Origin of the sequence: Achromobacter sp. UBA2119 (assembly GCF_002331005.1) — a bacterium.
In the GTDB taxonomy this organism is placed as follows: domain Bacteria; phylum Pseudomonadota; class Gammaproteobacteria; order Burkholderiales; family Burkholderiaceae_B; genus Achromobacter; species Achromobacter animicus.
Map to the genome: position 1 here is coordinate 199,937 of NZ_DCYD01000018.1, position 24,881 is coordinate 224,817.

25 protein-coding genes are annotated in these 24,881 nt (G+C 64.2%); 14 read left to right on the forward strand and 11 right to left on the reverse strand.

The window, feature by feature from the left end:
* From B3098_RS21905 to B3098_RS21940, 9 genes are all read left to right on the forward strand, one after another.
* Positions 1-540 carry a type VI secretion system amidase effector protein Tae4 gene (locus B3098_RS21905; protein WP_286898915.1) on the forward strand — a complete coding sequence of 180 codons (540 nt, stop codon included), beginning with the start codon at positions 1-3 and terminating at the stop codon, positions 538-540.
* A gap of 32 nt (positions 541-572) precedes the next feature.
* Positions 573-893: a hypothetical protein gene (locus B3098_RS21910; protein WP_286898916.1), complete on the forward strand. Its 321-nt coding sequence runs from the start codon at positions 573-575 to the stop codon at positions 891-893.
* 73 nt (positions 894-966) lie between these two features.
* Positions 967-3,291, forward strand: a complete 2,325-nt coding sequence (locus B3098_RS21915; protein ID WP_286898917.1) for a T6SS effector phospholipase Tle3 domain-containing protein — start codon at positions 967-969, stop codon at positions 3,289-3,291.
* Positions 3,288-4,937, forward strand: a complete 1,650-nt coding sequence (locus B3098_RS21920; protein WP_286898918.1) for a type VI lipase adapter Tla3 domain-containing protein — start codon at positions 3,288-3,290, stop codon at positions 4,935-4,937. Before B3098_RS21915 ends, B3098_RS21920 begins: the two co-directional genes overlap by 4 nt.
* A gap of 18 nt (positions 4,938-4,955) precedes the next feature.
* A complete protein-coding gene (locus tag B3098_RS21925) occupies positions 4,956-5,144 on the forward strand; it encodes a hypothetical protein (protein ID WP_286898919.1) in 189 nt (62 codons plus the stop codon).
* Entirely contained in the window at positions 5,140-5,223 is an 84-nt protein-coding gene (locus B3098_RS29195) for an effector protein Tle3 domain-containing protein (protein ID WP_414631306.1), read from the forward strand. Before B3098_RS21925 ends, B3098_RS29195 begins: the two co-directional genes overlap by 5 nt.
* Positions 5,224-5,247: 24 nt before the next feature.
* Positions 5,248-5,499 carry a hypothetical protein gene (locus B3098_RS21930; RefSeq protein WP_286898920.1) on the forward strand — a complete coding sequence of 84 codons (252 nt, stop codon included), beginning with the start codon at positions 5,248-5,250 and terminating at the stop codon, positions 5,497-5,499.
* A 185-nt stretch (positions 5,500-5,684) separates the two neighbouring features.
* Complete coding sequence (locus B3098_RS21935; protein WP_286898922.1) at positions 5,685-7,169, forward strand: type VI lipase adapter Tla3 domain-containing protein; 1,485 nt, start codon at positions 5,685-5,687, stop codon at positions 7,167-7,169.
* Positions 7,170-7,183: 14 nt separating this feature from the next.
* The gene (locus B3098_RS21940) at positions 7,184-7,447 is read left to right on the forward strand and encodes a PAAR domain-containing protein (protein ID WP_286898925.1); all 264 of its coding nucleotides are present in this window, start codon (positions 7,184-7,186) and stop codon (positions 7,445-7,447) included.
* An 84-nt stretch (positions 7,448-7,531) separates the two neighbouring features.
* Here the strand turns inward: B3098_RS21940 and hutI are convergent, their stop codons facing one another.
* The 10 genes from hutI to B3098_RS21990 form a co-directional block, all read right to left on the reverse strand.
* On the reverse strand, positions 7,532-8,746 hold the full coding sequence (hutI, locus tag B3098_RS21945) for an imidazolonepropionase (RefSeq protein ID WP_286898927.1): 1,215 nt from the start codon (positions 8,744-8,746) through the stop codon (positions 7,532-7,534).
* Positions 8,747-8,801: 55 nt separating this feature from the next.
* Entirely contained in the window at positions 8,802-10,232 is a 1,431-nt protein-coding gene (locus B3098_RS21950; RefSeq protein WP_279974888.1) for an amino acid permease, read from the reverse strand.
* A 119-nt stretch (positions 10,233-10,351) separates the two neighbouring features.
* Entirely contained in the window at positions 10,352-11,881 is a 1,530-nt protein-coding gene (gene hutH, locus B3098_RS21955) for a histidine ammonia-lyase (protein ID WP_286898929.1), read from the reverse strand.
* A 97-nt stretch (positions 11,882-11,978) separates the two neighbouring features.
* Positions 11,979-13,658, reverse strand: coding sequence for a urocanate hydratase (gene hutU, locus B3098_RS21960; RefSeq protein ID WP_286898930.1), 1,680 nt, complete (start codon positions 13,656-13,658; stop codon positions 11,979-11,981).
* 255 nt (positions 13,659-13,913) lie between these two features.
* Positions 13,914-14,657: a histidine utilization repressor gene (gene hutC, locus B3098_RS21965; RefSeq protein WP_286898931.1), complete on the reverse strand. Its 744-nt coding sequence runs from the start codon at positions 14,655-14,657 to the stop codon at positions 13,914-13,916.
* Positions 14,658-14,747: 90 nt separating this feature from the next.
* Complete coding sequence (locus B3098_RS21970; RefSeq protein WP_286898932.1) at positions 14,748-15,713, reverse strand: XdhC family protein; 966 nt, start codon at positions 15,711-15,713, stop codon at positions 14,748-14,750.
* 73 nt (positions 15,714-15,786) lie between these two features.
* The gene (locus B3098_RS21975) at positions 15,787-18,078 is read right to left on the reverse strand and encodes a xanthine dehydrogenase family protein molybdopterin-binding subunit (protein WP_286898933.1); all 2,292 of its coding nucleotides are present in this window, start codon (positions 18,076-18,078) and stop codon (positions 15,787-15,789) included.
* Positions 18,075-18,548 carry a (2Fe-2S)-binding protein gene (locus tag B3098_RS21980; RefSeq protein ID WP_218344411.1) on the reverse strand — a complete coding sequence of 158 codons (474 nt, stop codon included), beginning with the start codon at positions 18,546-18,548 and terminating at the stop codon, positions 18,075-18,077. Before B3098_RS21980 ends, B3098_RS21975 begins: the two co-directional genes overlap by 4 nt.
* 166 nt (positions 18,549-18,714) lie before the next feature.
* On the reverse strand, positions 18,715-19,512 hold the full coding sequence (locus B3098_RS21985; RefSeq protein WP_414631300.1) for a carboxymuconolactone decarboxylase family protein: 798 nt from the start codon (positions 19,510-19,512) through the stop codon (positions 18,715-18,717).
* The gene (locus tag B3098_RS21990) at positions 19,490-19,987 is read right to left on the reverse strand and encodes a (R)-mandelonitrile lyase (protein WP_175124367.1); all 498 of its coding nucleotides are present in this window, start codon (positions 19,985-19,987) and stop codon (positions 19,490-19,492) included. Before B3098_RS21990 ends, B3098_RS21985 begins: the two co-directional genes overlap by 23 nt.
* A 166-nt stretch (positions 19,988-20,153) precedes the next feature.
* Between B3098_RS21990 and B3098_RS21995 the strand changes: the two genes are divergently transcribed.
* The 4 genes from B3098_RS21995 to B3098_RS22010 all read left to right on the forward strand — a co-directional run bounded on the left by B3098_RS21995 (position 20,154) and on the right by B3098_RS22010 (position 23,562).
* Positions 20,154-21,080, forward strand: a complete 927-nt coding sequence (locus B3098_RS21995; protein ID WP_286898937.1) for a LysR family transcriptional regulator — start codon at positions 20,154-20,156, stop codon at positions 21,078-21,080.
* A 117-nt stretch (positions 21,081-21,197) separates the two neighbouring features.
* A complete protein-coding gene (locus B3098_RS22000) occupies positions 21,198-21,467 on the forward strand; it encodes a hypothetical protein (protein ID WP_175124365.1) in 270 nt (89 codons plus the stop codon).
* Between the two features lie 36 nt (positions 21,468-21,503).
* A complete protein-coding gene (locus B3098_RS22005; protein WP_279974898.1) occupies positions 21,504-22,223 on the forward strand; it encodes a glutamine amidotransferase in 720 nt (239 codons plus the stop codon).
* Positions 22,224-22,455: 232 nt separating this feature from the next.
* Entirely contained in the window at positions 22,456-23,562 is a 1,107-nt protein-coding gene (locus tag B3098_RS22010; protein ID WP_175138695.1) for a porin, read from the forward strand.
* A 458-nt stretch (positions 23,563-24,020) separates the two neighbouring features.
* On the opposite strand, the gene B3098_RS22015 is transcribed toward B3098_RS22010, so the two are convergent.
* The gene (locus tag B3098_RS22015; protein ID WP_286898940.1) at positions 24,021-24,236 is read right to left on the reverse strand and encodes a hypothetical protein; all 216 of its coding nucleotides are present in this window, start codon (positions 24,234-24,236) and stop codon (positions 24,021-24,023) included.
* 128 nt (positions 24,237-24,364) lie between these two features.
* On the opposite strand from B3098_RS22015, the gene B3098_RS22020 reads away from it, so the two are divergent.
* The gene (locus B3098_RS22020) at positions 24,365-24,820 is read left to right on the forward strand and encodes a hypothetical protein (RefSeq protein WP_218344415.1); all 456 of its coding nucleotides are present in this window, start codon (positions 24,365-24,367) and stop codon (positions 24,818-24,820) included.
* Positions 24,821-24,881 lie beyond the last annotated feature (61 nt).

Here is a 24,881-nt window from a genome sequence, read left to right on the forward strand (position 1 = left end):
ATGGGAACCGTAAGCGCAGCGGCGGGCCAGGTTCGGTCGGAAATTCGTATCAGGAGACCAAAGTTTGCAGAGATGTGGTCTGCCTATCCAGTAGGCGTGTCGGCGAAAGATGCGTATCGCTTGGCTGGCGGAAGTGTCTACGAACACTATGTCGAGGATCCCATTGCCTATGCAAACGCGTGCGGGGTACGTCTCAGCCGAGCCTTCAACTATGGCGGTATGGAGATTCCAAAAGGGCCTGGCGAATACAAATTGCGCGGTGGTGACAACAAGGCCTACATCATGCGCGTGTCTGACATGCTGAATTTTATTCGACGCCAGTTTGGTAAGCCAGACCTCTCAATCAAGACTAGCGGCCAGGACGCCTATATCCAACTCTCTGGAATGAAAGGCATCGTCATTTTTGAGATTGCAGGTTGGCGCAACGCAACCGGACACGTCACTTTGTGGGATGGGATGGATTGTGGTGATAGTTGTTATTTCACGCACGCAACGTCGGCTGAAAAAACTACTGCTGTGCACTACTGGGAATTGAAATGAGGATCCGAGGGCTACTCGCATTGCTTCTTCCGATGGCTTTCGCGATGGCCGGCGAACGCGACGATATGCGGCTGATGCTCAAGAAGTGGGGGATGGCGTATTGCCTGGGTACTTATCAGCAGCAGGGACCTGATGATGAGGCAGGTACCGCGAGAGGGGGGTACTTTCAACTAGGGAGTCACGAGGAAGAGGCCTACGCGCACGTAAGGGAGTACTTCAAGCGCGTAGTGCCCGCGGATACGAAGGTCCTGCAAGAGACGGGCAAGACAAACAATCTGATGCGTTGCCTGGATGCGTATGAGAGCTCGGCGTATTCCGGGCTGATTTTGGATCAGGACCGTTGGCTGTATTGAATCGAAATGCGCTGGCTTTTGAAGCGCACCGAAGCGCCAGCGCTCCGCCCGAAAGCAGAAGGGAGTTAAAAGGATGTTCTCACCGCCCATCACAGGGAAGACCCGCGCCATCCTCGCGCCCGACGCGACAGACGCTTACGTGCAAAAGCAGCAGCCCAAACCCTGCATCGTGATCCTGATTCACGGGGTCAACGATCTGGCGGGTGCTTATGACGACTTGGAAACCGGGATCTGCACGGGGTTGAACGAACGTCTGGACCATCTGTTCACCAAGCGGGGCGAGCGCAGTCCGGCTGCGCTCAATCCGGCCCTCTACACATCTCCGAAGGACGATGACGGGAAAGCGCCGAATCCCGATGCGGTGTACTACCGTCGCCGACCGACGGCGGGCAAGCATGGCGGTCATTCACGCAGTGTGGTGATTCCTTTCTATTGGGGCTTTCGAGAAGAGGAAGGCAGAATCCAGAAGCACACTCCCCATGGCGAATGGCTGGACCGCTTCGGCAACCGGTTGGACAAGGCCGGGACAAAGGAAGGTGGCTTTTTTGCCAATGCCACAACGACTCTGCCGGACATGTTTGGCCGTGGATTTTCCGGCAAGGTGGCGGGGCTGCCGGCAAATTTGATGTTTGGATCTCCCGACCATCCGCTGTTTCCGGCGCCGTCGCGGCGTTACATGGTGCTGGCGGCGCAACGGCTGGCGATGTTGGTCCGGATCATCCGCGCCTATCGGCATCCCGATGGCCGTTCGGGCGACGACGACACCATCAATGTGGTCGGACATAGCCAGGGCAATCTCATCACAATGCTGGCCAATGCCATGCTCCACGATGAAGGTTTGCGGCCTATCGATGGTTTTGTCATGATGAGCCCGCCCTACAGCCTGGCGGAAACATTCTTCGAGCGCAGAGAGCTGGCCGAAGCCCAGCAGACGACGCCGGCGCGCGTAAAGACGCTCAGCAACATCGTCAACCTTATCGGCCGAAGTCCCCATCAGACGCCGTCCTTGGCAGATATGGCCGATGCCAGCAAGGATAGCTGCATCGGCGGCCTTCGCTGGACGGGGCAGCAATGTGAAACCTCGATCGATGGGAAGGCGATCACATTTGCAGAGCGAGACAACCGAGGTGGCGTGTTTCTGTACTTCTCGCCGCAGGATCAGACGGTCGGGATGGCAAACGTTCAGGGGATTGGCTGGCAGGGGGTGGGTCAAGCCGCAAGCTATAACGCCTTTGTCCCGGAAACGTCTGCGACGAGGCCATACAACCCGGCCTACCAGACCAGTGCGGATGACGTCGACTACCGCAAGATACTGGTTCCCGCGCTGTCGGCGCTTGGCGGTCGCTTCTTCCAGCGCGTTTTCACGACGCGCGAACGCGATGGCAAAGGTGAGGAGGTCGGGCGTCCCCCTTCCTATCTGTACACGCTGTTGGGGCAGCGGGGCGCAGGGAAGGGCGAGCGCACCTGGGAAGGCACCGAACTCGGTTCCGGACGCGCGACGGTCGCGAACGCCAACTTCTCAATAGGCCAGACCGTCACCATTCAAGCGCCCGCCTTGCCGGTCCCATTCCTGCCGGATTTTGTTGGGGGCGGCACGACGCTGGATCGCCAAGGGTCCCGGGGCATCAAGCCTGTATGGACCGCTACCGACCCCATCGACGCGTCGATCTCCATCACAAACGGTGGCATCGGTGTCCACACTACGCGCGTGATGACGCTTTCGACGGACAGTCTGCGCGGCCCGGCGCTGCAGCGGGCGCTGGAGGAAAAGGCGACTGACCTGAATGACCCGAGCCGCAATCCCTATCTGGATCCGGAGAACAGCGCGTGGGCGGCCGACTGGCATCGCGTCGCGCACGTGACGCCGTTGGGGCAAGGTCGTTACGACGCGGTGTTCGAAGAGACTCCCAATCAGGCGCGTAGGCGGATGATGGATGCACCGGCTGGCAGCAACGAAGCAATCTCGTTTCATTCCGCCATTCCAATGAGCGCCATGCACAGCCGGCGCGCGGTGGCGTATGACCTGGCCATCGGGCAGGCCTGCAGCATTGACGATGAAGTGTTTTATGCCTACTTGTGCAGAGTGGCGGACTGGCGTCTGAGTTGGAAAAGTGAAGATGGAGCTTGGCGATCCCAATCTAAGGCAACGCCCGACGAACCCGATGAATCGGTGTTGCGTTGTTACGAAATTGAATCAGAGGCGAACAGGAAGTTGATTGCCGATGCCTCTCTTTATCAAAGCAATAAGAGACCGTCTCCGAACGCGCCGCTAGAGGGTGGGGGATTTCTGCCAAGAATTACCCTCGATGCGGACTATCCCAGTCTGCTCGCCTGGCAGCGTGTGGATGATAGAGACCAAGGCCGCGGCCTACAGTGCGGGCCACGGAGGAACCCATGAACCCGCTCTCGCTTCTGGCTGCCTCATTACTGTTGCGTTGGTGGGCGGTTGCCCCGGTGGCTCCGCCGCTTCCCGAGCCGGAAACTGCGCCGCTAACAGCAATGGCGTGTCCGTTGCCATCCTCGAAAGCGCTACGCACGGCGGCGGTCTTACCGAATACTCCCTTTAGCTCCAAAGGTGTTCCCATGTTGCAACCCCGTCTGGAGACCCTGGATATAGTCCGGGTCGGATTGAGTTTGGATGTCTATCGTCAAGGCCAGGCCTGGGCCCAATTGCAAAAGCAAAGCGCCGCGCAGCCCAACGCCTTGCTGGTGGGCAGCGCCTTGCCCATGGACCCTAGAGACTACCCCGTCGACGGAACCCTTCAGGATCTTGCCTGGGGCCAGCGAAAATCCAATGCGCTGGAATTGGCTCTGACGAGCTTTCCGGAACGTTGGCCCGTGCCCACCGTACTGATCGTGCGGGATTACGACCCGCGAATGGAAAGGCCTCGCGTGCCTCCCAAGCGAATGGATATAGCGCTTACGGAGATGGTAAGCCTGCAACTTGGCGATGCAGGCCTGCATTGGCATGATGTTAGACAGTTAGACAATGGCGTCATCTGCAACACCGACCCGGAAATGGCAATCGAGTCCATATTCCAGTTGTTCGAGAGAACCCCCGATTTGCCGGCTTTGTTGGTGTACGCGCTCGATAGTTTCAACTTGCGGGCTGCGCTGTCCAGCTCGGACCTTCGTCTGTTCAATATTGCACCACCTGGCGAGCGCACGCCCGATACGCCCACCGACGCCGTGGTGGCGATCGTTTTCGCCAGACCCGAGCGGTTAGCCCGGATGCGGGAATTCGTGAAGTACACCAAGTCCAACCCCGATTCCATCGACCCGGCCTTTATCGGTTGGGATCGTTTGCCGCCCCGCGGCTTTCAGCCGAGCACCTTCTTTCCCACTCCGATCACGCAACGCGGTTTCCAGCAGTGGGATCGCGTGAGGGTGCTGGCGCGGCTGCACCGGCCGGTAACGGTTTCGCTGCATCAACAAGACACGGCGTCTACCCCACTTAAGGGCGCCGCGCGCGACAAAGCGCTCGCCAGCGGTTGGAACCAGGCGGCCACGGCGCTGGGCGCAGCGCCAGCGCGGGCGTTCTTTGACACGGGCAAGCTGTCGGGCAATCTAGCCATGCTGGCCCCCGCCCTGCAAGATGCACAGCACGCGGTGGATCTGCTCGACTCCAACCAGAACTACGACCTGACGCAGCGCATGGGCGATACGGGCGCGGCTTCGCCCTTCGTCAACCTGGCGCTGGCCACCATGGCAAGCCACCTCAACGCAGACAGCAGCATGGTGGTGCCATTGCGCCGCACCGATCGGGCAACCTTCATTGGCATCAGCCCGCCTGCGCCGGGGAAGAAGCCCGAGTACGACCCATTTGACGTGAAACTGCGGCCTCAGCACACAACGGTTACCGATGAACCGTCTCCCGAATTCAAGACCTGGCTAGGGCAACGGATCATGGATTATCAGCGTGAGCAGAAGCGCAATGCGCCGCGTTATCGAGACCCCACGGTGGTCGCTCGGGAGCAGCGCGTGCTTGATGACTTTATTGCGGGGCTACCCGGCGATGGCCCGTCGGGTCCGAAGCGCAACTAAGGTTGGGGAGTTCAAGCGATGCACTCACCCCCCATCACCGGAAAGACCCGCGCCATCGTCGCGCCCAATGCGACAGATGCTTACGTGCAAAAGCAGCAGCCCAAGCCTTGCATCGTGATCCTGCGCAAAGAGCTGGCCGAAGCCCAGCAGACGACGCCGGCGCGCCGTCGCGTACGACCTGGCCATCGGGAAGGCCTGCAGCATTGACGATGAAGTGTTTTATGCCTATTTATGCAGAGTGGCGGATTGGCGGCTTAGCTGGGAAACGAACTACAGAGACGGTTGAAATAAGGCCGCTTCGGATTGGTGTGTGTCCACCCTGCCCGATAGTGCGCTCGCCGAGTTGTATGAGGCCGAGATCGATATCAATAAGCGTCTGATCGATGCAACCGATCTATATCGCAGCAATAGGGAGCCGATGCAGGACGCTGCGGGTCTTGCTGGGGCTGCTGGTGGCGGATTTCTACCTGGATCCGCGCTAAGTGCACCCATTCCCACGCTTATCGTGAATGAGACCATCAGCGAGCGCGAGCGCAGCGTTCACGCCGCCCGAGGAAAGTAGGGGCATACCGATGACGGGGCGTTCGATCTACACGGGTCTAGTCGTACCCCTAGCCATGGCCTGCGGTTCCGCGTTTGCCGCCGACGCCCCCTCAGACCCACTGACCGTCGTCACTTGTCCGCTACCGCCGCCCGACCGGCCTAGCCGTCCTTTTTTTTGTTGACACAGTATCGTCAGGTGTTCACATGTACTTCAATGCTCCACGCTCGTCTCCTCGCCTCGAAACCCTGGATATCGTTCGCGTGGGGGTCAGCATTGATGTCTTCCGGCAAGGCCAGGTTTGGGCGGAGCTGCAAAAGCAAAACACGAGCCAGTCCAACACGTTGCATCTTGGCTCGGCACTGCCTATGGACCCAAAGGACTATCCAATCGATGCGACGCTCAAAGACATGGCTTGGCAGCAGCGCATTTCCAACGCTACCGAGCTCGCGCTGAGAAGTTTCCCGGAGCGCTGGCGAATTCCTGCCATCACGGTGGTTCGAGGCTATAACCCCAACGCGGAGCGTCTACGCCTTCGTCCTGAGCGGACAGCAAGAATGTTGAACGATATGGCCAGCCTGGAGCTCGGAGACGCAGGGCTGCATTGGCACCGCGTCGGACAGTTGAAAAATGGCGTCATCTGCAACGACACGCCAGAAGCCGTGATCGAGGCAGTCTTTGGTGTCTTCGAGCAAAACCCTGACATGCCAGCGCTATTGCTGTATGTCGTCGAGGGCTACAACATGGCTCGCATCTTGATGAGTCACGGCGAGAAGCCCATTGGCCTCGGCACGGGCCCCCGCCAACCAGGCGAGCTGACTGATAGCGTGGTGGCGCTGGTCGTCGCCCGCCCCGAACGCATCGGCTGGCTGCGCGAGTTCGCCAAGTACACGCAGTCCAAGCCCGACTCCATTGACCCGGCGTTTACCGGTTGGGAGCGTACGCCGCCACATGCCTTCAAACCCAGCCCGTTTTTCCCCGCCCCGATCACGCAACGCGGCTTCGAGCAGTGGGATCGCCTGAAGGTGCTGGCGCGGTTGCATCGGCCGGTGACGGTTTCCTTGCATCAGGACGCAAAGAGCTCGATGCCGCTCAAGGGCGCTTCACGCGATAGGGCGCTTGCCGACGGCTGGGATCAGGCGGTTTCGGCGCTGGGCGCGGCACCTGCGCGGGCATTCTTCGACACGGGAAAACCGTCTGGCGCCATCGCCGAACTGGCCCCGGCGTTGCATGCGGCTCAGCATCCGGTGGATCTGCTCGACTCGGCTCAAAGTTATGACCTGACCCAGCGGCTGGGTGACACGGGCGCTGCATCGCCGTTTGTCGGATTGGCGCTGGCCACGATGGCAAGCTACCTCAACGCCGATAGCAGCGTGGTGGTGCCGTTGCGCCGCACGGACCGTGCAACCTTCATCGGCATCAGGCCGCCATCGCCAGGAAAGCTGCCTGTTGACGACCCGTTTGACGTGGCGTTGCGGCCTCAGCACGCGCCGATGTCTAAAGCGCCTTCTCCGGAGTTCAAGGCCTGGCACGGTCAACAGGTCATTGATTATCAGCGGGCGCAGGAGCGAAGCGCGCCGCGCTATCGAGACCCCGCCGTGGTCGCCCGGGAGCAGCGCATGCTCGATGACTTTATTGCGGGGCTTCCCAACGGCGGCCCATTGGGTCCGAAGACCAACTCGGTCCAGTAGAAGGAGGCATAGCGATGCCCAACGTTATTCGCAAGGGCGACAGCACCGATCATGGCGGCGTGGTGCTGGAGGGCTTTGAACACACCAACTTCAACGGGAGGCCGTTGGCCGGTGTGGGGCACAAGGTTTCTTGCCCCAGGTGCAATGGCGTCTTCGCCATCGCAGAGGGAAATGCCGCTTACAAAATAGGCGGTATCCCTACTGCGCTGGAGGGGATGAAGACCACATGCGGAGCAAGCCTGATTGCTAGTACGTCGACCGGCAAAGTCAGTTGCTGACATGCAGGCTTGCGGTCTCGCGGTTGGTGTGGAAGACGCTATGGCTGGAAGCTTTCGTAATCCTCGACGGCGCAGTCCGGGATGCTAAAGCGCCGAAACGTCGAGCAATGCCCCATGCCGAACCACCCGCTTCGCCACATCCCCACCCACCCAATACGCCAGCTCCGCCGGATGCGTGATATCCCACGCCACAAAATCCGCCACCTTGCCCACCTCCAGCGTCCCATGCGTCGCTGACAATCCCAACGCCCGCGCCCCATTCAGCGTCACCCCCGCCAGTGCCTCTTCCGGCGTCATCCTGAACAACGTACACGCCATGCTCAGCATCAATCGCAACGACAGCACCGGCGACGTCCCGGGATTCAGATCCGTCGAAATCGCGATCGGGACGCCGTGCTGGCGCAGCAGATCCACCGGCGGCAGTTGCGTTTCGCGCAGCGCATAGAACGCGCCTGGCAACAGCACCGCCACCGTCCCCGCCTTGGCCATTGCCAGCACGTCGGACTCGGTCAGGTATTCCAGATGATCGGCAGACAGTGCCCCATAGCGCGCCGCCAGACTCGCTCCGTGCAGTGACGACAGCTGCTCCGCATGCAGTTTCACGGGCAGGTTCAGCCGGACCGCCGCTTGAAACACCCGTTCGACCTGCTCCGGCGTAAAAGCAAGGTGTTCGCAAAAGGCATCCACGGCGTCGACCAAGCCTTCCGCCGTCAGCGCCGGCAGCATGCGCAGCGCGACTTCGTCGATGTACTCGTCCGGATGCCCTGTGAACTCCGGCGGCAGCGCGTGCGCGGCCAGGCAGGTTGCCCGCACGGTCAGCGGCAGCGTCTGACCCAGGCGCCTTGCCACGCGCAGCATCTTGCGTTCATTTTCTAAATCAAGTCCGTATCCCGACTTGATCTCCAACGTCGTGACGCCATCACGCAGCAGATGCAGCGCACGGCGATGGGCGCTGGCGAACAGTTCGTCTTCGGTTGCCGCGCGTGTGGCGCGTACGGTGCTGGCGATGCCGCCGCCTTGGGCGGCGATGGTGGCGTAGTCGACCCCTTGCAGACGCTGTTCGAATTCCCTGCTGCGGTCGCCGCCGAATACCAGGTGGGTGTGGCAATCGACGAGGCCGGGCGTGACCCACGCGCCGCCCAGGTCATGGACGTGCGCGGCATCCACGGCGGGCAGTTCGGAATCCGGGCCGATCCATTCGATGCGATCGGCGCGGGTCACGATGGCCGCGTTGTCGATTACGGAATAGGTGCCGCCGGCCATCGTGGCGGCGTGGAAATGTCGCCAGACCTGTCTCATGCGTTTCTCCTTGGTGCAGGCGCTAGCGCAAACACATGCGCCGGCGCCGCGTCGTTCAATCCGAACCCTGGGGCGCGGGCACCGGCTGCCGCTCCGGTAGGCGCTTGGGATATACCCAGAAGCGATAGGCCAGGCAAAGCAGCGCGATCCAGACAGCGCCCACGCCGAGCGCCGCCTGTGTGCTTGGGAAGTAGCCCAGGACTGCGATCACGAAGGCCATGAAGGCAATGGCCATCAACGGGGCAGCGGGCCAGAGCGGGACGGGGAACTTCAACTGCGAGATTTCCTCCGGGCTCATCTTGCGGCGCATCGCCACTTGTGACAGCAGGATCATCAGCCACACCCACACCGTGGCGAACGTGGCGATGGAGGCGATCAGCAAGAAAACATCCTCAGGGATCAGATAATTCAGCAATACGCCCAAGAGCAGCGCCACCGTCATTACCACCACCGTCATCCACGGCACGCCATTGGCCGATACCGAGGCAAAGCCGCGCGGCGCCTGGCCTTGTTGGGCCATGCCGAACAGCATGCGGCCCGCGCCGAAGATGTCGCTGTTGATGGCGGATACGGCCGCCGAAATCACGACAATGTTCAGGATGGTGGCGGCGGAGCTGATGCCGAGGCTGTCGAAGATCTGCACGAAGGGACTGCCTTGGCTGCCGATCTGCGTCCACGGGAAGATCGACATCAGCACGAATAGCGTCAGCACGTAGAAGAGCAGGATGCGCATGGGCACCGCGTTGATGGCGCGGGGAATGGTGCGGCCGGGGTCCTTGGCTTCGCCGGCGGTGATGCCGATGATCTCGATGCCGCCAAAGGCGAACACCACCACGGCCAGCGATGCAATCAGGCCGCCCACGCCGTTGGGCATGAAGCCGCCGTGCTCCCACAGGTTGTGCACGCCGGTTGCAACGCTGTCCGCGCCCATCCCCATGCCGAACAGCATGATGCCCAGGCCGCCGGCGATCATCGCGAGGATGGCGCCCACCTTCAGTAGCGACAGCCAGAACTCCAGTTCGCCGAACACCTTCACGGAAAGCAGGTTGATGGCGCCGATGAAGAAGACGATGGACAAGACCCAGATCCATCGGGGCACGTCGGGATACCAGAACCCCATGTACAGGCCGAACGCAGTGATGTCGGCCAGACAGACAATGATCATCTCGAACGCATAGGTCCAGCCGGTCAGGAAGCCAGCCAACGGCCCCAGGTATTGCGTGGCGTAGTGGCCGAACGATCCGGACACCGGGTTGCGCACCGCCATCTCACCCAGGGCGCGCATGACCATATAGACGGCGGCGCCGGCCACCAGGTAGGCAAGCAGCACCGAGGGGCCGGCCGCCTGGATCGCCTTGGCCGACCCATAGAAAAGGCCCGTGCCGATGGCCGAGCCCAGTGCCATGAAGCGGATGTGGCGGGCGTTCAGCCCGCGTTTGAGTGTCTGCGCTTCTGCCGGTGTGTCTGACTGCGAGGATGCTTGCATTGTTGTCTCTCTCGGTTCCTTGGTCGATCTCGCGTGTAACGCCGCGCAGGCGCCTTCTGATGGGCCCGTACGCGCGGCGAGGCAATGACGGCCGGATGCTTCCGGCCGGGGTGGCAGCGTCAGAGGCTGGGCAGCAGACCGGCCGGCATCAGGCCGTTCATGACTTGCGCGGCGATCAGGCCGCTGGCCGCTGCGATGTCGGGCGCGAAGAAGCGGTCTTCTTCGTAGTGGGGCACTTTCTCGCGCAGCGCGCGGCGCGCGGCTTCAAGCTGCGGCGAGGTCTTGAGCCCTTCGCGGAAGTCCAGGCCCTGGCACGCGCCCAGCCATTCGATGGCCAGGATGTCGCGCACGTTGTCGGCCATGGCCCACAGCCGCTTGCCCGCGTTGGGCGCCATCGACACATGGTCTTCCTGGTTGGCCGACGTGGGCATGCTGTCCACGCTGGCCGGATGGGCCAGTGCCTTGTTGTCGCTTGCCAGTGCCGCCGCCGTCACCTGGGCGATCATGAACCCCGAGTTGACGCCGCCCTTGCGCACCAGGAATGGCGGCAACTGCGACATGTGCTTGTCCATCATCAGCGCGATGCGCCGTTCCGCCAGGGCGCCGATTTCGGCGAGCGCCAACGCCAGGTTGTCGGCGACCAGCGCCACGGGTTCGGCATGGAAGTTGCCGCCGGAGATGACGTCGCCCTGCTCGACGAACACGAGCGGGTTGTCGGACACGGCGTTCGATTCGATTTCCAGTACCTGCGCCGCGTGGCGGATCTGCGTGAGGCAGGCGCCCATCACCTGGGGCTGGCAGCGCAGCGAGTAGGGATCTTGCACCTTTCCGCAATCGGCGTGGGAGTGGCCGACTTCGCTGTCGTCGCCCAAGAGGCTGCGGTAGACGGCGGCCACGTCGATCTGTCCAAGCTGCCCGCGCGCGGCGTGGATGCGGGCGTCGAAGGGGGCGCGCGAGCCCAGCATGGCCTCGACGCTCAGGCTGCCGCACACCAGACCTGCCGCCATCATGTCTTCGGCTTCGAACAGGCCGCGCAGCGCGAACGCGGTGGACACCTGGGTGCCGTTCAAGAGGGCCAGCCCTTCCTTGGCGGCCAGCGTGAGCGGCGCGAGGCCCGCGCGCGCCAGCGCCTCACGCGCGGGCAGCCATTCGCCTTGGTAGCGTGCCTGGCTTTCGCCCAGCAGGACCATCGACATGTGCGCGAGCGGGGCCAGGTCGCCCGAGGCGCCCACAGAACCCTTGCGCGGAATGTGCGGGTACACGCCCGCGTTGACCAGCGCGATCAGGCTGTCGATGACATGGCGGCGCACGCCGGAATAACCGCGAGCCAGACTGTTGATCTTGAGCACCATGATGAGCCGTACCATGGCGTCGTCCAGCGCCTCGCCCACGCCGGCTGCGTGCGAGCGGACCAGCGAAGTCTGCAACGCCTGCAGGTCTTCGCGCGCGATCTTGGTCGAGGCCAACAGACCAAAGCCCGTATTGATGCCGTAGACGGTGCGGCCCTCGGCGATGATGCGTTCAACCGTGGCCACGCTGGCGTCGATGGCCTGCGCGGCGCCGGGATCCAGCGTCAGGCTAACGGGCTGCTGATAGGCGCGCCGCAGGTCGGCCAGCGTCAAGTGGCCCGGTTTCACATGCAATTCCATTCCTCTTTCTCCTACGCCGGCGGTCCGGCTGCTTGCTATCGTTGTCATGCGGTCTGTTGCGCGGGCTGGTCCATCGCGAGGCTGCGCCGCGCGGGTGTCAGCGCTTGCCGGTCACCATGGGCAGGTTCAAGCCCTGTTCGTGTGCGCAGTCGATGGCGATCTGGTAGCCGGCGTCCGCGTGCCGCATCACGCCCGTGGCAGGGTCGTTGGTCAGAACACGGGCGATGCGCTCGGCGGCGGCGTCGGTGCCGTCGCACACGATGACCATGCCGGAGTGCTGCGAGAAGCCCATGCCGACGCCGCCGCCGTGGTGCAGCGACACCCACGTCGCACCGCTGGCGGTGTTGAGCAGGGCGTTGAGCAGGGGCCAATCGGAAACGGCGTCCGAGCCGTCGCGCATGGATTCGGTTTCGCGGTTGGGGCTGGCGACCGAGCCGGAATCGAGGTGGTCGCGGCCGATGACGATGGGCGCCGACAGTTCGCCTGACCGCACCATTTCGTTGAACGCCAGGCCCAGCTTGGCGCGCTCGCCCAGCCCGACCCAGCAGATGCGCGCCGGCAGGCCTTGGAAGCTGATGCGCTCGCGGGCCATGCTGAGCCAATGATGCAGGTGGGCGTCGTCGGGAATCAGTTCCTTGACCTTGGCGTCGGTTTTGTAGATGTCTTGCGGGTCGCCGGACAGCGCAGCCCAACGGAAGGGGCCCACGCCGCGGCAGAAGAGCGGACGGATGTAGGCCGGAACGAAGCCGGGAAAGTCGAACGCGTCGGCGACGCCTTCTTCCTTGGCCATCTGGCGGATGTTGTTGCCGTAGTCGAAGGTGGGGATGCCCTGGCGCTGGAAGGCCAGCATCGCCTGCACGTGCACGGCCATGGATTGCTTGGCGGCCTTGATGACCGCCGCCGGTTCGCGCTGGGCGCGGTCGCGGTATTCCTGCCAGGACCAGCCGGCGGGCAGGTAGCCGTTCAAGGGATCGTGCGCGCTGGTCTGGTCGGTGACCATGTCGGGCTTGACGCCGCGGCGCACGAGTTCGGGCAGGATCTCGGCGGCGTTGCCGCACAGCGCGATGGACACGGCGCGGCCGGCCTGCGTGTGTTTGGCGATGCGGGCCAGCGCGTCGTCCAGGTTGGCTGCCTGTTCGTCCACGTAGCGGGTGCGAAGGCGGAAGTCGATGCGGCTTTGCTGGCATTCGATGTTCAGGGAGCACGCGCCGGCCAAGGTGGCGGCCAGCGGCTGCGCGCCGCCCATGCCGCCCAGGCCGGCGGTTAGCACCCAGCGCCCGGACAGGTTGCCGCCGTAATGCTGGCGGCCGGCTTCGCCAAAGGTTTCGTACGTGCCTTGGACGATGCCCTGGCTGCCGATGTAGATCCAGCTGCCCGCGGTCATCTGGCCGTACATGGCCAGGCCCTTGGCGTCCAGTTCGTTGAAGTGTTCCCAGGTGGCCCAGTGCGGGACAAGGTTGGAGTTGGCGATCAGGACACGCGGCGCGTTGGCGTGCGTTTTGAACACCCCGACCGGCTTGCCCGATTGCACGAGCAGGGTTTCGTCGTCGTTCAGGGCCTTGAGCGATTCAACGATCTTGTCGTAGCAATCCCAGTCGCGGGCCGCGCGGCCGATGCCGCCGTAGACGACGAGCTCGTTCGGGTTTTCGGCCACATCGGGGTCGAGGTTGTTCATCAGCATGCGCAAGGGCGCTTCGGTCAGCCAGCTTTTGGTGTTGAGCTGGCTGCCGCGCGGGGCGCGGATGACGGCATCGCGGAATCGGAGGGAAGGGTTCAAGTGAAGTCTCCTGGATCGGGTCAAGGCGCGCTGTGATCCAGCGCCAAGGTGAGCAGATCTTAAGACGACTATGGTTGTATATACAATAGCAGATGACTTATTTTGGACTGAGGGATTACCCCAATGAAAAATGCCGAAACCTGTGAGATTTCGGCATGGGAAACGTCATGCGGGAGGGCGCCGCACTGGCGCGTTGCAGTTCAGTCGGACGCGACTCGTCGCGTCATAGGTACGGCGTGCGGAAAGCGGTGAACGTCACGTTGTGAACTTGCCTTCCAGCCGGTGGCGTGAACCCGGATGGATCAGGCGGGCCAGTGTCACCGCGCGGTCGCCGGACCAGGTGCGCCGGCGGATCAGCAGGCAGGGTTCTTCGCGGTCGATCTGCAACAACTGGCATTCGCGCGGCTTGGCAAGAATGGCTTCGACCACGTGCTCGCCGGCGCTCAGCGGCGCCACGCGCGTCAGGTATTCGTACGGCGTGCTTTGGGTGAAGTCCTGCAGCAGGTAGTCGGGCGCAAGGCGGACATTGACGTAGCGGTCTTCAAGCTGGATGGGTACGTCGTCTTCGTAATGGACGATCAGTGAATGAAACACCGGTTGGCCTGCGCGGATGTCCAACGCCTGAGCTTGCTCGGCGCCGGCCGGTTCTTCGGCCAGCCGCACGACGCGGCTGTGGTGGCGGTGATTGCGCGCCGCGATTTCGTCGGCAATGTTGTTCACGGCGAACAGCGCAGAGCGCGCCTTGGGCTGCGCGACGAACGTGCCGACGCCTTGCATCCGCACCAGCAGGCCTTCGGCGGTCAGTTCGCGAAGTGCGCGGTTGATCGTCATGCGGCTGAATCCCAGTTCATCGACCAGCTCGGCTTCGGACGGCACGCGGTAATGCGCAGGCCAGACGCCGCTGCGGATCTGCTGCGCGATCATCTGCTTGACCTGCGCGTACAGCGGGGCGGGCAGGGCATTGGCCGGGACGGACAATCGGGGGGGAGAAGCGGCCACGGGTGGGATCCTGGGAGTGCGATACGTAAGCAAGGAAAGATGCGGTTCCTAGTATAGACAGGTACACATCACTTGCGAACGGCGGCGCCCCTATCCAGTCATCACGCCATTCTTCACCGCCAGAATGTGCGCCATCACGCTCACCGCGATTTCGGCCGGCGTCTTGCTGCCGATGTGCAGGCCGACTGGCGAGTGCAGCCGCTGCACGGATGCTTCGGTTTCGTCCAGATGCTCGATGAACCGCTGCCGGCGGCTGGCGGCGTTACGGCGCGAGCCGATGGCGCCGACGTAGAAGGCGGGACTGTGCAGCGCTTCCAGCAGCGCCATGTCGTCAAGTTTGGGGTCATGGCTGAGCGCCACGATGCACGTGCGGGAATCCGGGTTCAGCGCGCTCACTGCGTCGTCGGGCATTTCGGTGGTGAATGCCACGCCGTCGACGGACCAGGTGCCCAGATGCTCGATGCGCGGATCGCACACGGTGACCGCAAAATCATTGAACAGCGCCATGGTGGCGACGTACTCGGCCAGCGACCCGGCGCCGATCAGCAACAGCCTGTACTGCGGGCCCAGCGTGCTGGACAGGGTGACGCCATCGAAATGCAGGGCCTCCGGCGCCGAGGCGTCGCTCAGCGTGACCGCGCCGGTGGCGCAATCGACCGTCCGCTGTACGAGCTGGCCGGTCTCGAGCCGGCGGACCAGTTCATTCAGTATTCCGCCGGCCGGTGCAAATTCCAGAAGCAGTTCAAGCGTCCCGCCGCAGGGCAGTCCGAACCGGTGCGCCTCGTCGGCCGTGACGCCGTAGCGGACGAGTTCGGGCGCCGATTGTGGAATGCTTCCGTCGCCGTAAGCCCGCGTGTAGCGGTGGATCAGGTCGTCCTCAATGCAGCCGCCGGACACCGAGCCGATGCAACGGCCGTCCTCGCGCAGCACCATCATGGACCCCACGGGCCGCGGCGACGAGCCCCATGTCTTGACGACCGTAGCCAGCATCAGGCGATGCCCGGCCTCCTGCCAGTCGCGCGCCGCGCGCAGCACGCGGACATCAACGCTTTCCATGGGCGTGCTCCCTGCGGATCAAAAAGGCGTTCATGGCGGACGGCCCTGATTCAGTCATAGGTTGGCTTTCCGCTTATGCCAGCTTGCGGACCGGCAGGGTGCGGATCCGCTTGCCCGTCGCGGCGAAGATCGCGTTGCACAGCGCGGGGGCGACGGGCGGCACTGGCGGTTCGCCCACGCCGCCCGGTGGCAGCGCGTGGTCGTCGTTGACCAGATGCGTGCGGATCACGCGCGGCGAGGCGTTGTGGCGCAGCACCTCGTAGTCGTGGAAGTTGCTTTGCTTGACGCGGCCTTTTTCAAAGGTGATCTCGCTGGTCAGCGCCAGGCTCAGCCCCATGATGGCGCCGCCTTCCATCTGCGCGCGGATGCGTTCGGGGTTGATCTGCGGGCCGCAGTCCATCGCCATGTCCACGGCGACGACGCGGATCTCGCCCTTGTCGTCCACCGCCACCTCGACCACCGTGGCGGTGTAGCTCATGAAGCTGTAGCAGAAGGCCAGCCCGAGCCCATGCCCCTTCGGCAATGTGCGGCCCCAGTCCGCGCCCTTGCACGCGGCCTCGATGACTCCGCGAAGGCGGCCGGTGTCGTAGGGGTAGCGCTCAGGCGATTCGGTGTAGTTCCAGGTGTCGGCCAACGTGCCCGGATCGATCTGGCGCGCGGGGCCAATGAGATCCAGCGCGAATGCCTGAGGATCCTTGCCCGCGCGATGCGCGAGTTCGTCGATGAAGCACTGGGCCGCGAAGGCATGCGGAATGTTGGCGACGGACCGGAACCAGCCGATGCGCGCATGGGCTTCGACTTCGGCGGTTTCCACGCGCACATTGGGAATGCGATAGGGCATGTTGATCGCCGACATGGCGGACTCGAACATCTGCTGCCCCTTGGCGCCTTGCGCAAACAACGACGCGATGGTGGGGGAGGCGCTGCGGTGCAGCCAGGATTGGACTTGCCCCTGCGTGTTCATGACGGCTTCCAGGCGCTCGACCGAGACCGTGTGCAGGTAGTCGTGATGGATGTCGTCTTCGCGGGTCCAGACCAGCTTGACCGGCGTGCCTTCGGGCATGGCGCGGGCGACGATGGCCGCTTCGTCCACAAAATCGGGCTTGGACTTGCGGCCGAAACCGCCGCCCAGCAGCAGCACGTTGACCTTGACGTTGGCGGGCTCAAGCTTCAGGCGCGCGGCCACGGCGTCCCGGGCAGCGACCGGATTCTGGATGGACGTCCAGACCTCGGCGCGATCGCCTAGGATTTGCACGGTGGCGACGGGCGGCTCCATCGACGCGTGGGCCAGGTGCGGAACGTAGTACTCCGCGGACACGCGCTCGGCTTCCGGCGCGTTGGTCCAGGCATTCGCGGCGTCGCCTTGATTGCGCATCGTCTTGCCGGGCGCGCGCGCCGCCGCCTGCAGCGTCTGCTGGTAGGCGACGGAGTCATAGGCGCCGTTCGGACCGTCGTCCCATTCGATCTGCAGCGCATCGCGCCCCTGCCGCGCGGCCCAGGTGTTGCGCGCCACAACCGCCACGCCGCCTAGCGGCTGGAAGGCGGGCGCCCCTTGCATGACGGGGATTTCTACGACCTTCAGCACGCCGGGCACGGCGAGCGCCTTGGCGCTGTCGACGCGGCGCACCCGGCCGCCCACGACGAGCGGGCGCGCAACGACGGCGTAGACCATGCCGGGAAGGCGCATGTCCATGCCGTAGGTCGCCTGGCCTTTGCCGATGGCTTCAAGGTCGACCAGTCGCACCTGGTCCTTGCCGATGTAGCGGAATTCGGACCGGGCCTTGAGTTTGAGGGCGTTGCCCGCGGGCACGGGCTGCTTGGCCGCGTCCGCCGCCAGGTCGCCATACGAAAGACGGCGGCCGCTCGGCACATGCAGCACTTCGTGCTGTTCGGCTTTGACCTCGGCAATGGGCACGGACCACCGCGCCGCCGCAGCCGCTTCGAGCATCTGCCGGGCGGCCGCGCCCACGCGCCGCATCGGCATCAGGAAGTGGCGCATGCTGCGCGAACCGTCGACGTTCTGATTGCCGTAGCGGGATTCGTCGGCGGGGGCCTGCACGACCTTCACGCGTTCCCAGCGTGCTTCCATTTCGTCGGCCACCACCATCGGCAGGCTGGTGCGCACGCCGGTGCCCATCTCGGCACGGTGCGCCACGATGGTGACGGCGCCATCGGCAGCGATGCTGACGAAGACGAGCGGGTCGTCCACGGTGCCGCCGGGCATGCTGTCGGCGCCGTATGCTTTGGCATCCGGCTCGGCGGCCACCGCCGCCGTGATCCATCCCTTTGCGGTGACGGCCAGCGTGAGTACGCCCAGGCTGCCCTGCAGGAAGGCACGGCGCGAATGCTGAACGGCGGCGGTCATTGCTTGCTTCCTTGGGCGAGGCGGGCTGCGGCCTGCTGAATGGCCGCGAGGATCCGCGGGTACGTGCCGCAGCGGCAGATGTTGCCGCTCATGGCGTCCGCAATCTGTTGTTCGGTCGGATTGGGAGTCGCCTTCAACAGGCTTACCGCCGTCATGATCTGGCCAGCCTGGCAATAGCCGCATTGCGCGACGTTGTTGGTAACCCAGGACGCCTGCACCGCCCGGCCGACCGGATCGGCTTCCATGCCTTCGATGGTGGAGAGTTGGCGGCCGGTGGCCACGGAGACGGGCGTCAGACAGGATCGCACGGGCGTACCGTCGATATGCACCGTACAGGCGCCGCACAAGGCCATGCCGCAGCCGAACTTGGTGCCGGTCATGCCCAGTTCATCGCGCAGGACCCATAGGATCGGCATTTCATCCGGGACGTTGACGTCCTTGGTCTGGCCGTTGATTTGCAATTGCGTCATGTAGGGAGTCCAGGGGGAGGGCACGACAAGCTGCCTTGCCTCGGGTGGCGGGGATCATTGCTTGAGTCCGGAATTTTGCCCAAAAAATCCCGGGTTGGTTCATTAAAGGGACAAATTCGCCAGTGTCCGAGGCCGGTGCTGCCTGCACAGGAGCCGGCCCTTGCCGTCACTTGCCGGCTTGCACCAGCAATTGCCGGTCCAGCGCGTCCGTTGCGCGGCGGGCCGTCTGCGCGTCGACTTGTGACGCCAGCACCTGGGCAAGCTGGCGCAGTTGGGGCGCCGTCAGACCCACGTTCATGCTGATCCGCATGTGCGATTGCAGTTGCGATTCGACGCCCGTCAGTGCGGCCAGCATGCTGACCGTAGCAATTTCGCGGCTTTGCCAGTCCAGGTTGTCGCGCTCGAAGATGTCGCCAAAGAGGTGCGTGCGCAGGTATTGGTTGGCGACGGGAGCGAAGTCGAACAAGGGGCCCTGGACCGGGCCGCCGGATAGCTTGGTCTGATTGGCCGTTCCGGCTGCCAGCAGCGCGTCGCCCTGCGGGATCGGCCGGCTGGGCTCGGCGCCGGGCGCATCCTGGATGCCGCGTTGCTGGCGGGCCTGCCTTACCTTCATCAGTTCGGACAGGGCATTGAGGCTGCGCGGAAAGCCGGCGTAGGCGTACAGCTGCACCAGCACCTCTTTGGCATCGCTGACCGTCAATCCGGCATCCAGACCTTGTTCAAGCGCCGCGTTCAGCCGCGCGATGTCGCCGGTTGCCGCCAACGCGGCAATGGGCACGATCGCCGCCTGGCGGGCGGACAGCGAGTCCGGGGCCTGCGTCGCCGTCTGTGTCTTGTCTGTCACGTTGGAGGCTCCTTGCGCGTGGACGGGCGGGGCGATCGCTGCGGCCAGGCCAACGGCAGCGGCAAGCGCGCGAGTGCGAAATTGGGTCATGCGGGCTTTAGCGCGAGGCATATTGTTCATCGCTGACCTTCTCCATCCAGTTGACGTTCTTGCCGTCGACCGACGGCGTGACGGCCAGGTGGGTCATCGCGGTGCCGGGTGCGGCGCCGTGCCAGTGCTTGACGCCGGGCGGGCAGTGGATCACGTCGCCCGGGCGGATTTCTTGCACGGGCTTGCCCCATTCCTGGGTCAGTCCAACGCCCGACGTCACCACTAGCCGCTGTCCGGCGGGGTGCGTGTGCCACGCCGATCGCGCCCCGGGCTCGAAGGTCACAAGTGCGCCGGAAGCATTGACGTCCTTGTCCGCCGCCCACACGGGATCGATGCGCGCGCGGCCCGTGAAGTAGTCGTCCGGACCGGCGATGGATGCCTGCGCGCCCGCGCGAGCGATCTGCTGGGCCGCGGGGGAGGCGGTGGGCTGCGGTTCCGCGGCTTGCGCCGCCGCCGTCTGGACGAGCGCGGCGCAGACCGCGATCTTGCTTACGTGTTTTTGCATGCTTTTCTGCCTCTGTTCGTTGGGCGGCGGCGCTGTCTGCCGCGCGCCACGTCGGGTTTGGCGGGGCGCCGACCGGCCATCGGCGCCCACCCGTCGCACTGTATGATCCGGCGGATTAGATGAGAAGATCGCAAAATCCGTATTCCCTGGTGCACGGAATTCACCAATGACCAAAGAGAAACTGAACGATCTGCATGCCTTCATGGCCGTGGCGCAGACCCGCAGCTTCACCCGCGCTGCGGCCCAGCTTGGCTTGTCGCGGTCTGCGCTCAGCCACGCCATGCTGGCGCTGGAAGCACGCCTGGGCGTGCGGTTGCTCACCCGGACGACCCGCAGCGTTTCACCTACTGAAGCCGGCGCCCGGCTGCTGAGTGTGCTGAGTCCCCGGCTGAGCGAAATACAGCAGGAGCTGGAGTCGCTGACCGCGATGCGCGACAAGCCCGCGGGCACGGTACGCATCACCGCGCATGACCACGCCATCGTGACGGCGCTATGGCCGCGCCTGTTGCCGCTTCTGCGGCAGTACCCGGACGTGCAGATCGAATTCAGCGTGGACTACGCGATGACCGACATCGCCGCGCAACGTTTCGACGCGGGAGTGCGCGTGGGCAACCGCGTGGACAAGGACATGATCGCCGTGCGCATCGCGCCCGACCTGCGCATGGCGGTCGCCGCGTCGCCGGACTATCTGGCCGGCAGATCACTGCCCGCCACACCGCAGGAACTGACGGAGCACTGTTGCGTGAACCTGCGGCTGCCCACGCACGGCGGCCTGTACGCCTGGGATTTTGAAAAGGATGGACGCGCGCTGAGCGTGCGCGTGAATGGGCAGACCGTGTTCAACAATACGTTCCTGATGCTGCAGGCGGCGCTCGATGGCATGGGCCTGGCTTATGTGCCCTATGACCTGGTCAAACCCCACATCGAAGCGGGCCGGCTGGCGCCCGTGCTGGAGGATTGGTGGCCGGTGTTTCCGGGCTATCACCTTTACTACGCAAATCGCCGGCAGCTCTCGCCGGCGTTGGCGCTGGTGATAGAGGCGCTGCGGTATCGCGCGGCTTCGCTGGACGGCGGCAGATCAGCGGGCGCATGAGGGGAGCGGGCCTGAGGACATGCACTGGTAAGCCGCGCGTCTGCTACCACTTATCACGCCTTTCCCCGCGCGCGTTTGCTATAAAAGCGGCTATAGCACTTCTGTAGGGCCGGGAAAATGTCGATATTCACGATCAGCCGCTGCGGCGCGGCGTTGTTTTTCGTCGCGGTGGTGGCGGGGTGCTCGTCCAGCAAGCCGACGGCTGCGGAAAAGGCCAGCATGGCGGCCACCACGCCGGCCCGGTCCAACGATGAGTGCAAGGCCAATCGCAAGAAGTGCCTGCACGAAGGGTCCTACGATGTCGGCGAGCGGGATTACGCCGAAGACGAAGCCAAGCGCCTGAACCTCGCCGAGTCCCAGCGGCTGCGGCGCCTGTTCGGAAAGTAAACTCCGTCATCCTTTCAATCCGCAGAATCGTTGTCCATGACCCGAAAACCGCTCGCCATCATTCAGATGGGCCGCCCGCCCGAAGATCTGCGGCAGGCGCAAGGCGAACAATCCGACTGGATGCTGGCCGCGCTTGAAGATCCGGGCCTGCCGGTGCGGGTCTTCAAGCCCCACGACGACGAACCCCTGCCCACGTGGAATGACGTGTCCGGCGCGGTGCTGACGGGATCGTGGTCCATGGTGACGGATCGCGAGCCCTGGAGCGAGCGCACGGCCGAATGGCTGCGCGGCGCGCATCGCGCGCAGTTGCCGCTATTGGGCATCTGCTACGGCCATCAACTGATGGCGCACGCGCTGGGCGGCGTCGTCGACTTTCATCCGCAGGGCCGCGAGATCGGCCAGCATGCCATCGACTTCTGCGCGGACATTGGCGACGATGCGCTGCTTGGCGCGCTGCCGCGGCGTTTTCTGGCCAATCTGACCCATGAGCAAAGCGTGTTGACGCCGCCGCCGGGCGCCGAAGTGCTGGCCCGTTCGCGGCACGATCCGCATCAGGTCCTGCGATATGGGCCGAACGCGTGGTCGGTGCAATTCCATCCCGAGTTCTCGCCGACGCTGATGTCGGCATGCCTGTCGCGCCGCGCGCCGGTGTTCGAGGCCGAGGGCCACGACGTGGCGGCGATGGTGGCGGGCCTTGTCCCCACGCACGATGCGCGCCAATTGCTGCGCACGTTTGCGCGCATCCTGTCTTCATAGCACACGCCCATGACACGCCTGCCGGCGTCGCCGATGTGCGCGCCGCTGTAGGCGTCGCGCCACAAAAAAAGCGATTATTTCCATTTCTTTCCGCGAGATCGCTTGTGTCCCCAGAACTGACATATTGCGTCCCTAGAATCCGTTCCTGCCATGCGCCGTGTGCATCACTGTGCCGCCTGCAATGCGGGTCTGGCCACATGCGCATGTCTGTTCACATCAATGGGAATCTGTAATGAAAAAGACTCTGTTCGCCACCGCCATCTTTGCCGCGCTGTCCGGCATGGCGCAGGCGGAAACCTCGGTGACGCTGTACGGCTTGATCGATACGGGCGTGGGCTATCAGCGGATCAAGGGCGATGGCTACCATGAATCCAAGGTCGGCATGAGCAACGGCGTTTCCAGCGGTTCGCGCTGGGGCCTGCGCGGTTCGGAAGATCTGGGCGACGGCCTCTCCGCCGTGTTCACGCTGGAAAGCGGCTTCAACTCGGCCAACGGCCAGTCGGGCCAGAGCAGCCGCCTGTTCGGCCGCCAAGCCACCATCGGCCTGAAGAGCTCGTCGTGGGGCTTGCTGGAATTCGGCCGTCAGACCAACATCGCTTCCAAGTACCTGGGCGCGATCGATCCGTTCGGCGCCAGCTATGGCCAAGCCAACATCGGCAACGCGTTCAGCGCCGCCAACACCGTCCGCTACGACAATATGGTCCAGTACTCGACCCCGTCGTTCGGCGGCTTCCAGGCTGGCGTCGGCTACTCGTTCAACATCGCCGACACGACCGCCGCACAGACCGGCTTCCGCACCGCTGACAACACCCGCGCCATCACGGCCGGCGTCCGCTACGTAAACGGTCCGCTGAACGTCGCCCTGACGTACGACCAACTGAACCCGGCCAACCAGCTTGGCAATGACGCCACGCCCAAGGCATGGAGCATCGGCGCTTCGTACGACTTTGAAGTCGTGAAGCTGGCTGCCGCCTTCGGTCAGACGCGTGACGGCTGGTTCACCGGCCAAAGCATCAACGCCTTCGGCAGCGGCAGCCCCGAGGCCAAGAGCTTCAGCTCGAACGTTGGCGTCGAAGACTTCAAGGCCAATTCGTACATGGTCGGCGTGACCGTTCCGCTTGGCGCCAGCACCATCCTGGCTTCGTGGCAACGTGCCGATCCGGACAGCGATCTGCTGACCGGTGGCGATTCGGCCATGAACGTGTACAGCATCGGCTACACGTACAACCTGTCCAAGCGTACGAACCTGTACGCGCTGGGCTCCTACGCCACGGACTTCGCGTTCATCGACGGCGTGAAGAGCACGGTGGGCATGGTCGGTGTCCGTCATCGCTTCTAAGCGGCAGACGTGATGAGCGGCGCGCGCCAGGCGCGCGCCGCTTGCGCCCTGCACCGCGGTTGCACTGAGCGGATTGGGCGTCTTACCCGGCCACAGACGCGAAAAAAGCGGCCACCTCCCTAGCTCCACTCCCAGTCCGCTCACCCGAACTCCGATCATGGCAATTAGAAGGCCCGCGCAGGCTTGCGCGGGCTTCGTCATTTGTTGAGGCCGGATTGCGTAGCATTTTGGATCACCCTGCCGACCCTCATCGCCCGAGGGCAGGGTGAGTGTCGTTGTAGTATTGAACGCTCAGCCTAATCATCGGATAGCTATGCACACGCACAACGCACGGCTCGCAGAAATGACATTGGCGTTGACGCTTGCCATGGCCGCGGGCGCCTCTGCGCAGGCACAGAATGTTCAGCCGGGGGATGCGGCGGCAGCAGGCGGAGCGCCTGCTGCGGCTTCACCTGCGGCTAAGCCGGCAGCTGCGGCAGCGCCGGCGGCGGTATCGACGGCGCCCGCAACTGCACCTGCGGCATCGGCGTCTGCGAAGCCTGCGCCGGCATCACCGGCACCTGCCGCGTCAGCAGCGGCAGCGCCCGCCCCATCAGCACCTGCCCCAGCAGCACCTGCTGCAGCAGCGCCGGCGCCGTCAGCGCCAGCCGCGCCGGCACCGGCATCGCCGACACCGGCTCCTCCGGCCGCAGGATCGCCCGCCGCGGGATCGCCCGCCGCCGGATCGCCTGCTGCGCAACAAGACCCGAATGGCGCGACGGCGGACGCCGCCGCTCCCCCGCCGCAGCCGCAAACGCTGCAGGTGCTGGACGGCAAGCTCAAGGTCCTCATCCCCGCCGGCTTCACCGAAACCGAATTTCCGTCGGACCCGGCAACGCCCGAGGTCTCCGGCAAGATCTACCTGAATCGCGCCACCATGCAGGCGATCATCGTGATCGATGTGCCGGTCGAACTGGCCGTCGGCGATGATGACGCATTCACATTGGGCGCGATGGCCGCGGGCTTTCAGTCGCAGCAGAAGGAAGCGGTGCCGACGTTCAAGAAGACGGGAGATGGCGCGTTCAAGGTCGGCAGCATCGGCGTTTTTCAAGTGGACGCGACCAGCAAACTGTCGGGCCGCCCGGCCGAGCTGACGGCGCTGTTCGCGGCGTCGGGCAAGAAGGTGGTGACGTTTTCCGCCTACACGCTCACGCAGGAAAAGGCCCGGCATCCCGGGCTGGTCGATGCCTTGAAGCAGGGCATGTCCGTCGCGCAGTAACGCCCTGCCTCTGCCCGATGCGGGCGCACGAGCGGTGCAGTAGGGGCCCCCGTTGTGGGCA